Origin of the sequence: Enterobacter cloacae complex sp. P27C (assembly GCF_014895705.1) — a bacterium.
Classification (GTDB): Bacteria; Pseudomonadota; Gammaproteobacteria; order Enterobacterales; family Enterobacteriaceae; genus Enterobacter; species Enterobacter bugandensis.
Genome location: NZ_JADBQB010000001.1, coordinates 80,370 through 93,276, shown reverse-complemented (window position 1 = coordinate 93,276; position 12,907 = coordinate 80,370). Strand labels below are relative to the sequence as shown.

Below are 12,907 nucleotides of genomic sequence, written 5' to 3'. Positions count from 1 at the left end.
TCTGAGATGTGACAGAGACAAAAAAGCCTGTCATCGACAGGCTTTTGTTTAATCAGGCGTGCGCCACAGGGGTTGGATGCTCGCCCGCTTTGCGCAGCAGCATCAGGAGATAAATAAACGACACGCTGGCAATCATGATAAACAGCAAATTGTCCGAGTAATTCTGCATCAGCATCGCGGTAAACGTCGGCCCTAATAAACTGCCGATGGTATAGCTCAGTAACAGCGCCTGGTTCATTGCCACCAGCTGGTGATGCTCGACTTTCTCACAGGCCCACGCCATCGCGACCGGGTAAAGCGTGAATCCTGCGGCCCCGAGAATAAACAGTGCAGGCGCCATCGCGGCGTTGCTGAGCATCGCAAGGCATCCCATGATCACCACGAAGACCTGAACGCGCAGCACCAGCAGACGACCAAAACGGTCCGCCAGGCGGCCAATCGGCCATTGCCCCACAATACCCGCACTGACCATCACCGCCATCCAGAAACCAATTCCGGAATCGCTGACGCCCTGATGATTCAGGTAGAGCGGCATCAGGCCATAGAGCGAGCCCAGTACAATTCCCGAAATAATGCAGCCGTTTACGCCCAGACGCGCCTGACGGAGTCTCAACATCGGCCAGACGTGGGTCGCTTCCTGATGTTCGCTGTTCTGGTTAACAATGCGCGTAAAGAGCAGCGGCAGGATCGCGGCCAGCACCATGCCGGTTACCCACGGCAGTACGCTCATCAGGTCGGTTGGCAGTTTGCTGACCATCAGTTGACCCAGAACGGTACCGACGTAGTAAACCATCATATAGGCCGCCAGCAGACGTCCGCGGTTGCGGGAGGTACCGCTACACATCAGCGCGCTTTCAACCACCACCCAAATCATCGCGCAGCCGACGCCGGCGATAAAGCGCCATGCCATCCAGCTCCAGAAGCCCACCATCAGACCCAGACCGGCGCACCCGGCAGCGAAAATCAGCGAGGCCAGATAATAGCTGCGATTAAAGCCAAAACGCTTAATCAGGCTACCGGTTAATAATGTGCCCAACAGGTTCCCGGTGAAAAAGGACGAGCTGACCATACCCACCTGCCAGGTAGGTAAGTTTTCATGGGCGAGCCACAGCGGGACGAGCGTGTTTAACACGGCGATCGCCAGGGTCAACAGAAGCAGGCCACAGAGCAACAGGAGCACTGGCCGGGTATAGGTGGTCATGGATTAAAAACCGTGAGGAAGTTCAGATTTCGTGCGCATCATGCCACTGGCAAAAACAAAGTCAATCCACAGATTTAGCCGGCTCGCACAATATGTTCCCTGTCGATTTAAAAAACTTATCCTGCTAATGCAGCGCCTGCTATAGATATTAATTATGTATCTGTTTTTATTTATTAATGACCTAAATTAAAACAAAACGACAGTCGAAAAATTTCATGAATGAAAAAAAGAAAAGCCGGGCGCTATGTCCCGGCTTTTTATAACGAAAAATGAAATTAGCTGGCGATAGCCATACCGACCGTCATATGCAGGCCGTAAAACACACCGCGACCAATTAACTCCCCTGCCAGCACCAGCACAAAAGCCAGTGACAGGAGCGGCAGTGCAGGCTGATAACCTTTAAGCTGAGGGGCGATCCAGCACACCAGCGCAGCTGCCAGCAACACCACGCGCCAGGCCATCAGCGAACCGTAGTCCGGCACCAGTGCAGAAGCCTGCTGGATAGAGCTGTGAATGGTTGCCAGCTCGGCCCCCTGCATCAGGGCGACCATCGCGCTCACCACCAGCGCCAGCAGCGAAACGGCTGGCAGCAGACGCATTGTCCAACCGTTTACCCCCGCCACGCGCAGCAGCAGGTAGCCCAGCAGCGGCCCGCCGATAAACATCGTCAGGAAGAAGCTCATCGGCGTCCAGACGCTGTACCAGGTTGGAACGGTATCGATGGTGTTATAGACGCGCACCATCATCCACACGAACACCACGCCCAGTACCATGGTGACGATCAGCCACAGGCTGCGCAGGCCCGCAGGCAATTTCTTCAACGCAGCCAGCAGCCACCCCAGCCCGCCGACGGCAAAGAAGATTGCCCCGCTGGCAATTTCGTTACTGAGCGACGACGCCCCCACGCGGTTCAGGGAGTTAAACGCGCGCATCGGTGAGCCCAGGTGCAGCGTAGAGGCGATAAATCCAATCCCCATCAGCACCCACAGGCCAAACATGCTCAACACTAAACGCTGCTGCTGTTCGGCATTGAGGTTCCCTTTTAACAGCGCCAGCGCCAGAACAATAAAGCCGCCCACTACGCACTGCCCAAAGACCGTGAAGATCATCAGCGGCCATTCATGCCATCCACTTCCCATCTCACACCTCCTTCGGATTTGCCAGGTAGCCGGTGGTGTCACCCGTCGGACGGCTGTTGGCGTTAGGTTTAATGACAATACTCGGCTTGGTGAAGTGCGCGGACGGCAGCGGTGCCACTGCGGCAAGCTGACCGTGTTTCTGACGCAGCTCATCTATAGGACCAAAATCCAGCGCGCGCAGCGGGCAGGACTCGACGCAGATTGGCTTTTTGCCGTCCGCTACGCGGCTGTGGCAGCCGTCGCACTTGGTCATATGTCCTTTGGCGGCGTTGTACTGCGGCGCGCCGTACGGGCACGCCATATGGCAGTAGCGACAGCCGATGCAGACATCTTCATCCACCACCACAAAACCGTCCTCCCGTTTGTGCATCGCCCCGCTCGGGCACACTTTTGTGCAGGCCGGATCTTCACAGTGGTTACAGGCAATCGACAGGTAATAAGCAAAGACGTTCTGATGCCAGACGCCGTTATCTTCCTGCCAGTCGCCCCCGGCGTATTCGTAAATGCGGCGGAAGCTCACGTCCGGGGTGAGATCTTTATAATCTTTACAGGCCAGCTCGCAGGTTTTGCACCCGGTGCAACGGCTGGAATCAATGAAAAATCCATACTGGGTTGTCATCGGTTACTCCTTAAACCTTTTCAACCTGGACAAGGTTTGTGTGAGACGGGTTGCCTTTCGCCAGCGGCGACGGACGCTGCGTGGTCAGGACGTTAATACTGCCTGCCTGGTCGATGCGGTTGGCATCCGGGCTGTACCAGGCCCCTTCCCCCAGTGCCACTACGCCAGGCATCATGCGCGGTGTCACTTTGGCTTCAATGTGTACCTCGCCGCGACCGTTAAAGATACGCACGCGATCCCCGTTACGGATACCACGTGCTTTGGCATCCATCGGGTTGATCCACATCTCCTGGCGGCAGGCGGCCTTCAGTACGTCAACGTTGCCGTAGGTGGAGTGCACGCGCGCCTTGTAGTGGAAACCGGTCAGCTGCAGCGGGAATTTCGCCGTCAGCGGATCGTTATAGTTTTCGAACCCCGGCGTGTAGATCGGCAGCGGATCGATAACATCTCCCTCCGGCAGCTCCCAGGTAGACGCGATTTTTGCCAGCGCTTCGGAGTAGATTTCGATTTTGCCCGACGGCGTGGTCAGCGGATTCGCCTGCGGATCTTCACGGAACGCTTTATACGCCACGTGATGCCCTTCCGGGTCACGCTGCTTGTACATGCCCTGCTTGCGGAAGGTGTCGAAGTCCGGCAGGTCTGGAATGGCTTTACGAGAGAGCTCGTGCAGATGGCGCATCCACCCTTCCTGAGTACGCCCTTCGGTAAACTGCTGTTCGACGCCCAATCGCTTCGCCAGTTCGGAGGTCATCTCATAGATGGTTTTGCACTCGAAGCGCGGCTTGATGGCCTGGTCGGTAAAGATCACGTAGGACATGTTGCCGCAGGAAGCGTCCAGCGCGAAATCCATCTGCTCAGACGCGGTGCAGTCCGGCAGCAGAATATCGGCATATTTTGCCGAGGAGGTCATGTGGCAGTCGATCACCACAATCATCTCGCACTTCTTGTCGTCCTGCAGAATTTCATGGGTGCGGTTGATTTCCGAGTGCTGGTTGATAAGGCAGTTGCCGGCGTAGTTCCAGATCATCTTGATCGGCACATCCAGCTTGTCTTTGCCCCGAACGCCGTCGCGCAGCGCGGTCATTTCCGGGCCGCGCTCGATCGCGTCAGTCCACATAAACATGGAGATGCTGGTCTGAACCGGGTTATCCAGCGTCGGCATCCGCTCAAACGGCACTTCATAGGAACCTTCGCGCGCGCCGGTGTTACCGCCATGAACGCCGACGTTGCCGGTCAGAATTGAAAGCATGGAGATAGCGCGGGTGGCGATTTCACCGTTCGCATGACGCTGCGGTCCCCAGCCTTGGCTGATGTAGGCCGGTTTAGCTGAACCAATCTCACGCGCCAGCTGAACAATGCGCTCGACCGGAATACCGGTGATGGTGGAGGCCCACTCCGGCGTTTTCGCTACGCCGTCGCTGCCCTGGCCGAGAATATATGCCTTGTAGTGACCATTGGCAGGGGCACTGGCTGGCAGCGTTTTCTCGTCATAACCGACGCAGTATTTATCAAGGAACGGCTGATCGACGAGGTTTTCAGTAATCATCACCCACGCCAGCGCGGAAACCAGTGCCGCATCGGTACCGGGACGAATGGGGATCCACTCATCTTCGCGCCCGGCACCGGTGTCGGTATAGCGCGGATCGATAATGATCATGCGGGCATTAGATTTGGCGCGGGCCTGTTCGAGGTAGTACGTCACCCCGCCGCCGCTCATGCGGGTTTCGCCCGGGTTGTTACCGAACAGGACGACCAGCTTACTGTTTTCGATATCGGACGGGCTGTTGCCGTCGGCCCAGCCGCCGTAGGTGTAGTTCAGACCTGCGGCAATCTGTGCGGAAGAGTAGTCGCCGTAGTGGTTGAGATAACCGCCGCAGCAGTTCATCAGACGCGCGACCAGCGTTTTACCCGGTGGCCAGGAGCGGGTCATCGTGCCACCCAGCGTCCCGGTGCCATAGTTCAGGTAGATGGACTCGTTGCCGTACTCTTTGATCAGGCGCTGCATGTTGGTGGCGATAATGTCGTAGGCTTCGTCCCAGCTAATGCGCTCAAACTTCCCTTCCCCACGCTTACCGACACGCTTCATTGGGTATTTCAGACGATCCGGGTTGTAGACGCGGCGACGCATGGACCGACCGCGCAGGCAGGCGCGAACCTGGTGTAACCCTTCGTAGTTATCGTCCCCGGTGTTGTCGGTTTCGACATACTTAATTTCGCCATCCACCACATGCATACGCAGCGGACAACGGCTACCGCAGTTTACGGTACACGCACTCCACACCACTTTTTCCGGAGCTGCGGCTGCGGATAGTGCGTCCGCCGCCGACGCCAGCCGGGTAAAAGGGAGCGTGAAGGCGCTGCTGGCTACAGCCAGGCCGCCTATTGCCGTGGTTTTCATCAACCCACGGCGAGTGACCTCGGCAGCCATTAACGCTTCAGGCGCTTTGATTTTCATAGAGACTCACTTTGGTTGCTCACAAAGAAAAAAGAGGCGGCACGAACCGCTATATAGTTTTGTAAATAACGAATTACTTCGTTATCAGCGTCTTATGCTGACTTTCATTCGGAGGAGTATTACTACTTTAGAGGGAGGGGGTATTGCGTCGTGTCAATTCATAGGCATAAAAAAAGCGCCCGAAGGCGCTTTTTTGTTGTGAGGCAAAGAATTAGCCGATGTACTGCTGTCCTTTCATGTATGGACGCAGCACTTCAGGGATCTCGATGCGGCCATCTGCCTGCTGGTAGTTTTCCAGCACGGCAACCAGCGTACGGCCAACAGCCAGACCAGAACCGTTCAGGGTATGCACCAGACGGGTTTTCTTGTCAGATTTGCTGCGGCAGCGTGCCTGCATGCGGCGCGCCTGGAAATCCCAGACGTTAGAGCAGGAGGAGATTTCACGGTAGGTGTTCTGTGCAGGCACCCAGACTTCCAGGTCGAAGGTTTTGCAGGCACCAAAGCCCATGTCACCGGTGCACAGCGCCATGCGGCGATACGGCAGGCCCAGCAGCTCCAGCACTTTTTCCGCATGGCCAGTCATCTCTTCCAGCGCGTCCATAGATTCTTCCGGACGGACAATCTGCACCATCTCGACTTTGTCGAACTGGTGCATACGGATCAGACCACGGGTGTCGCGACCGTAAGAACCGGCTTCTGAACGGAAGCACGGAGAGTGTGCCGTCAGCTTGATTGGCAGATCGTCTTCGTCAATGATCTCATCACGCACGAGGTTGGTCAGCGGCACTTCCGCGGTTGGGATCAGCGCATAGTTGCTGCTGTCTGCTTCTTCATCCAGCGGACGGGTATGGAACAGATCGCCGGCAAATTTCGGCAGCTGGCCCGTACCGTACAGCGTATCGTGGTTAACCAGATACGGAACATAGGTTTCGCTGTAGCCGTGCTGCTCGGTGTGCAGATCCAGCATGAATTGCGCCAGGGCGCGGTGCAGATGGGCAATCTGACCTTTCATTACTACGAAGCGAGAGCCGGTCAGCTTAACCGCAGCGGCAAAGTCCAGGCCCGCGTGCATTTCGCCCAGCGTCACGTGATCGCGCACTTCGAAGTCAAACTCGCGAGGCGTACCCCAGCGCTTCACTTCAACGTTGTCGTTCTCGTCTTTGCCGACAGGCACGCTCTCGTCAGGAATGTTCGGGATAGCCAGAGCGATGTCACGAATTTCGGCCTGAAGAACGTCCAGCTCCGCTTTCGCCTGATCCAGCTCTTCACCCAGCTTGTTCACTTCCAGGCGTAATGGCTCAATATCTTCCCCGCGCGCTTTCGCCTGGCCAATGGATTTCGATCGAGAGTTACGCTCTGCCTGCAGATTTTCAGTTTGTACCTGCAGTACTTTACGACGCTCTTCAAGAGCGCGCAGCTTATCTACATCCAGCTTAAAGCCCCGGCGTGCCAGTTTTTCAGCGACTGCGTCTGGCTCATTACGCAGCAGATTGGGATCGAGCATGCTTATCCTGTGCTTATCGAATTAAAATAGGAAATGTGACCACAGCCTGCGGTCACAAGGATACAATTGCCAACATTACCGCAACGATTGAACTAACGGTAGCGTTTTATAGGGCTATTTTGATCCTGTCCGGCGAGCCAGGTGAGCTTTTCACCAATCTTGCCTTCAAGACCTCTGTTTGTGGGATGATAATAGCGCGTTTGTGCCATCTCCTGCGGGAAATATTCCTCCCCGGCGGCGTAGGCGTTAGGCTCATCATGGGCGTAGCGATACTCCTGCCCGTAACCCATCTCTTTCATCAGTTTGGTTGGCGCATTGCGCAGATGAACCGGCACATCATAGTCCGGGCGCTCGCGCGCATCCGACATCGCCGCTTTGAACGCGGTATAGACCGCATTGCTTTTCGGCGCGCAGGCCAGATAGACAATCGCCTGCGCAATGGCGCGTTCGCCTTCCGCCGGGCCTACGCGGGTGAAGCAGTCCCAGGCTGAAAGCGCAACCTGCATGGCGCGTGGGTCAGCATTGCCAACATCTTCTGACGCAATCGCCAGACAGCGGCGCGCAACGTATAGCGGATCGCCACCTGCGGTAATGATACGTGCGTACCAGTAGAGCGCAGCATCCGGCGCGCTGCCGCGCACCGACTTATGCAGCGCCGAGATCAGGTCGTAGAAACGGTCGCCTTTATTATCGAAACGCGCGCTGCGCTCGCCGGCAATTTCCGTGAGCAGTTCAGGCTTCAATACGCGCTTGCCCGCATCGTCCACTTCTGCCATATCGGCCATCATTTCGAGCGTGTTCAGCGCGCGGCGCGCATCGCCGTTGACCAGCTCCGCAATCGCACGTCGCGTGTCGTCAGGCAGAACGATATCCTGCCCGCCGTAACCCCGCGCTTTGTCGTCCATTGCCTGGGTCAGAACCTTTTCGATATCTTCCGTGGTCAGGGATTTAAGCAGGTAGACGCGGGCGCGGGACAGCAGCGCCGAGTTGAGTTCAAACGACGGGTTTTCGGTAGTCGCGCCGATGAAGAAGATCGTCCCGTCCTCAATGTGCGGCAGGAAAGCATCCTGCTGGCTCTTGTTGAAGCGGTGGACTTCATCGACAAAGAGAATGGTGCGGCGTCCGGCATTGCGGTTCTGACGCGCGCGCTCGATCGCCTCGCGGATCTCCTTCACGCCAGATGTTACCGCTGAGATACGCTCAACGTCCACGTTGGCATAGCGGGCAATCACTTCAGCGAGCGTGGTTTTTCCGGTGCCGGGCGGCCCCCAGAGGATCATGGAGTGCAGATGCCCCGCCTCAATAGCGCGCGGCAAGGGTTTCCCCGCAGCCAGCAGATGCTGCTGACCGATGTACTGCGCTAAATTTTCTGGCCGCATACGGGCGGCCAGAGGTTGAAACGCATTATCTGAAAAATCGAGCGACAGGTTGCTCACTCACGCCTCTTACTTATTGCGTTGGTCGTCCACCGTTACGCCCTGCGGCGGGGTAAAGGTGAATTTCGATGCGTCAACGGCGCCGTTTTGCTGAGACTTAAGCTGGTAGCTGCTGCGCTGATCGTCCTGCTCAACCGCGCCGAACTGATTAATGGTACCGTTGGTGCTGACGTTGATGGTGAACTGCTTCAGATTGCCGTTGCTGCCTTTCGGCGTCAGGACAAATTCATCACCGTTCTGTTTAATGTTGTACTGCTGCCAGTCGCTGGTCTGGTTGCGGGCGATCAGCATAAACGGCGTATTGCTGGTCGCGTCTTTCAGCCAGGTCGCAGTGGCCTGCTCAACAAACGGGTTGAAGAACCACAGGGTTTTACCGTCAGAAACCAGGATGCTCTCATCCGGCTGGGTCATGTGCCAGTTAAACAGATTGGGGCGTTTCACCCACAAATCACCCTGTCCTTCCTGCACCGCGTTGCCGCTGCCGTCCGTCACTTTTTGCGTGAAGCTGGCGTGGAAGCTGCTTACTTTATCCAGTCGGCTTTTAAGGTCGCTGGCTGCATCAGCCCAGACGCTGCTGGCTACAAAACTGGTGAGTAATGCACAGGCGATGGCGATTTTTTTCATTGTTATTCCTTAAAATACGTCTTCCCGAAATGGGGTTTCCGTTTCTATTCTGGACCTGCCCGAAGGCAGGCGACAGAAGAATATGCTTAATTTTTGCTGATTTACCCTTCTTTGCAATCGCTGAAGGTTAATCAAACGGCGGCGGAGCCAGCACCTCACGGTTACCGTTGTGCCCCTGCTCGCTCACAATGCCCTGCGCTTCCATCTGCTCGATGATGCGCGCCGCGCGGTTATAGCCGATGCGGAACTGACGCTGCACGCCAGAGATGGACGCTTTGCGTTTTTCAGTAACGAAATTAACCGCCTGGTCGAATAACGGATCCAGCTCTTCGCCGCCGTCAAAGCCACCACCGCCGCCTTCGCTTTCGCTGTCGGAGGTAATGCCGTCAACGTACTGCGGACGTCCGCGCGCCTTCCAGTCCTGCACCACGGCGTGTACTTCCTGGTCGCGAACAAACGCGCCGTGTACGCGCACTGGAGAGGTGGAGTTCGGGCCGGAGTACAGCATGTCACCCATTCCCAGCAGCGACTCAGCGCCGCCCTGGTCAAGAATGGTACGGGAGTCGATTTTGCTCGAAACGGTAAACGCAATACGGGTCGGAATATTCGCCTTAATCAGACCGGTGATAACGTCCACGGACGGACGCTGGGTCGCCAGCACCAGGTGAATACCTGCCGCACGCGCTTTCTGTGCCAGACGCGCGATCAGCTCTTCCACTTTCTTCCCGACGGTCATCATCAGGTCGGCGAATTCATCCACCAGCACGACGATATAAGGCAGTTTCTCCAGCACAGGATGCTGGGCATCCATGCTGTCACCCGGCTTCCAGTATGGGTCCGGAATCGGACGACCCATGCGCGCCGCCTCGGCGATCTTCTCGTTATAACCGGCCAGGTTACGCACGCCCAGCGCAGACATCAGCTTGTAGCGACGCTCCATTTCATTGACGCTCCAGCGCAGGGCGTTGGCGGCGTCCTTCATGTCGGTGACCACTTCCGTCAGCAGGTGCGGAATGCCTTCGTAGACCGACAGTTCGAGCATTTTCGGGTCGATCATGATGAAACGCACGTCTTCAGGCTGCGCTTTGTAGAGCATGCTAAGGATCATGGCGTTCACGCCGACCGATTTACCGGAACCGGTGGTACCCGCTACCAGCAGATGAGGCATTTTCGCGAGGTCTGCCACTACCGGGTCGCCGGCGATATCTTTACCCAACACCACGGTCAGCGGAGAAGGGTTATCGCGGAACTTGGTGTTATCCAGCACTTCACGCAGGTAAACGGTCTGACGTTTCTTGTTCGGCAGCTCAAGGCCAACGTACGGTTTACCCGGAATCACTTCCACCACACGTACCGCCACGGTCGACAGAGAACGCGCCAGGTCGCGGGAGAGGTTAGAAATACGCGCGGCTTTGACGCCCGGCGCCAGGTTCAGTTCGAAGCGGGTGATCACCGGACCGGGCGAGTAGTTCACCACGTCCGCCTTGATGCGGAAGTCTGCCAGACGGGCTTCCACCAGACGGGCCATCTGCTCCAGGGCAAACGTATCAACCGGTTCGACTTCAGCCGGTGGCGGCGTCAGCAGATCCAGCGACGGCAGCGGCGTGCTCGGACGCTGCAGCGGACGGCTATCACCGTTACGCATCAGCAGCGGGTGAATCAGGCTCTCCTGCGGCTGCGGTGCTGGCTGCTGGTACTGCGGCGGCTGCTGTTGTGGCTGCTGCGGTTGCGCATACGGCTGCTGAACAGGTTGCTGCGGCTGCGCGTAAGTCTGTGCCTGCGGCGCTGGCGGCTGGCGCACAGGCTCTGCTTCAGGCATCACGCTCGGGGTGAACAGTGGCTCGCTCGGGCCATCATCCACCAGATCTTTCATCGGCGAAAACTCGAAATCCGATAATGAGAACGGGTTCGCACCAGTTGGCTGTTCACCTGAGTAACGCTGCTGCTGGGTTGCCGCAAACTGACGCGCTAATTCGGCTTCAGCCGCGTCATCTTCGTCTTCCAGCATCGGTTCATCATGCTGATAGTCTTCACCGTAGCGCTGATTCTGCTGCGCGGCGAACTGGCGCGCCAGCTCGTCCTGCTGCATTTCATCAGCATCATCTTCGTAGTCCGTTCCACGCGCTTTCTCTTCGGCCATCCGCTGGGAAGGCAGCTTGATCCCATAGGAGGCAAGCTCACGACGAGTTGGAACGCGGACGCGGTTAGGGCGAGGCAGTTGCGGACCAATTCCCTCTTTCACCTGCGGACGCGGCGCACCGCCCGTTGCCAGGCTAAAGACAGGTGCCGCCGCCGCTGCGGCTGCGGTAGCCTGCTTCACGCTTTCCGCTACGGGGGCAACAGCAGGCGTCGGGTCGACCGGTGGAACCGAAACCGACGGGGCTTTTGGCGCAGGTTCCTGCACCGGTTCAGGCACAGGCTGATACCATGCCGCCAGCTGTTCGCGCTCACGAGCACGGCGTTCTTCAACTTCTTCAAAATAGTACATTGGCGGACGAGACGGTTTCACCTCTTCCACCACCTCAGGTTCAGGCTGAGGCTCGACATAAGGCTGCACAGGTTCAACCGGTTCAGGCACGTACTCCTGATAAGGCTGGGCCACAGGCTGCTCATAGTGCGGCTGTTCATACTCAGGTTGCGGCGGCTGATAAGGCTGCTGCCACTGCTCCTGCTGCACGGGGATATAGCTCTCTGGTTCCGGCGCGATAACAGGCTCCGGCGTGTGGACACCCGGCGCGGTCTGCCAGGCAACCTGAGGCTGCTGAATAGCGGATTCCGGAGGCGGAACCGGCGCGGATGGCATCACGGCTTCGACAGGCGCGGCATACGCCTGTGATGCTGTCGTTGCGGCTGCGGCCGCGTCAACCGGCGCGGTAACGGTATGGCCGTTAAGCAGCGGATCGTATTCATCGAAATCCCCCGGCATCGCACGGTTGCCGGAGAAAAGTACATCATCAGGATCGACTGTACTACCCGCTGCGCGGTACTCCACCTGCTCGTCTTCATCCATACGCTTACCGGAGAAGAGCGCCGCATCGGTTTTACGTCCAAGCGGGTTGGCAAATTTTTCAGCAACGCGCTGGCGACGCGCCAGGGCACCGCGCAGAATACGGGCACGACGAGATTCACGACGTTGCACCGGCGCATCGTCTTCCTCTTCGTACTCATCTTCATATTCTTCTTCATCGACCCACGTGTCGTCGCGGCGGGTACGGTTGCTCGCAAAGGTCAGGATCGTCAGAATAAAGCTGCCGATCTTCTCGGCAATGCTCACCCATGACCAGCCGGTAAACAGCGTCAGCCCGGCCGCCCAGATGCAGAGCAGCGCCAGCGTGCCGCCGCTGCTGTGAAGCATCGGCTGTAGCGCAGAGCTCAGCAGGCTGCCAATCACCCCACCGGAGGCGAAGTACCAGATATCATCGGCATTAATCGCCGCCAGCCCGCAGGAGGTGAGGATCAGCGCCAGGGCGCCAATCAGGCGCAGGGAAACCGCAAAATAGTCGATGTAATCATCGTTCTGACGATGACGCCATGCAAACCAGCATCCGCCAATGATTATGACGGGAATGGTGTAGGCCATCACACCGAAAATGAAAAAGAGCGTGTCCGCAAGCCAGGCTCCGGGTACGCCACCTAAATTATGGATAGGCTCATGCCACGCGGTTTGCGACCAGCTGGGATCGGAGGGGTTGAAACTGAGTAAGGCTGCCATCAGCCAGACGGCAAAAAGGGCAATAACGATCAGCAAAGCCTCGAGGAGACGACGTCCGCTGCTTAGCTTCGATAGTGTGACTTCTTTGTCTTCAGTGTATTCCTGGCTCAAGAAAGGCTCTCCAGGTATCAGGCATATCCTGCCTGTTTGCTAAAACGGACAACAGCGCCGGGGCTCCCCGGCACTGTTGCTGTATGGATTAACAGGAGTGTAATCA

General features: G+C 57.3%; 8 protein-coding genes. All 8 read right to left on the bottom strand.

Annotated features, from left to right (window positions below):
• Positions 1–52: 52 nt before the first annotated feature.
• The 8 genes from IM291_RS00435 to IM291_RS00400 all read right to left on the bottom strand — a co-directional run bounded on the left by IM291_RS00435 (position 53) and on the right by IM291_RS00400 (position 12,801).
• On the bottom strand, positions 53–1,201 hold the full coding sequence (locus tag IM291_RS00435) for an MFS transporter (protein WP_045261768.1): 1,149 nt from the start codon (positions 1,199–1,201) through the stop codon (positions 53–55).
• A 275-nt stretch (positions 1,202–1,476) separates the two neighbouring features.
• Positions 1,477–2,340 carry a dimethyl sulfoxide reductase anchor subunit family protein gene (locus IM291_RS00430; protein WP_192985898.1) on the bottom strand — a complete coding sequence of 288 codons (864 nt, stop codon included), beginning with the start codon at positions 2,338–2,340 and terminating at the stop codon, positions 1,477–1,479.
• Position 2,341: 1 nt separating this feature from the next.
• Positions 2,342–2,959 carry a DMSO/selenate family reductase complex B subunit gene (locus IM291_RS00425; protein ID WP_192985897.1) on the bottom strand — a complete coding sequence of 206 codons (618 nt, stop codon included), beginning with the start codon at positions 2,957–2,959 and terminating at the stop codon, positions 2,342–2,344.
• A 10-nt stretch (positions 2,960–2,969) separates the two neighbouring features.
• Positions 2,970–5,414, bottom strand: a complete 2,445-nt coding sequence (dmsA, locus tag IM291_RS00420) for a dimethylsulfoxide reductase subunit A (RefSeq protein ID WP_047362717.1) — start codon at positions 5,412–5,414, stop codon at positions 2,970–2,972.
• Between the two features lie 211 nt (positions 5,415–5,625).
• A complete protein-coding gene (serS, locus tag IM291_RS00415) occupies positions 5,626–6,918 on the bottom strand; it encodes a serine--tRNA ligase (RefSeq protein ID WP_063154575.1) in 1,293 nt (430 codons plus the stop codon).
• Positions 6,919–7,010: 92 nt separating this feature from the next.
• Positions 7,011–8,354, bottom strand: a complete 1,344-nt coding sequence (gene rarA / locus IM291_RS00410; protein ID WP_192985896.1) for a replication-associated recombination protein RarA — start codon at positions 8,352–8,354, stop codon at positions 7,011–7,013.
• 9 nt (positions 8,355–8,363) lie between these two features.
• Positions 8,364–8,978 (bottom strand): outer membrane lipoprotein chaperone LolA, encoded by a 615-nt coding sequence (lolA, locus tag IM291_RS00405; RefSeq protein WP_028012557.1) that lies wholly within the window; start codon positions 8,976–8,978, stop codon positions 8,364–8,366.
• 127 nt (positions 8,979–9,105) lie between these two features.
• On the bottom strand, positions 9,106–12,801 hold the full coding sequence (locus IM291_RS00400; protein WP_192985895.1) for a DNA translocase FtsK 4TM domain-containing protein: 3,696 nt from the start codon (positions 12,799–12,801) through the stop codon (positions 9,106–9,108).
• Between the last annotated feature and the right edge of the window lie 106 nt (positions 12,802–12,907).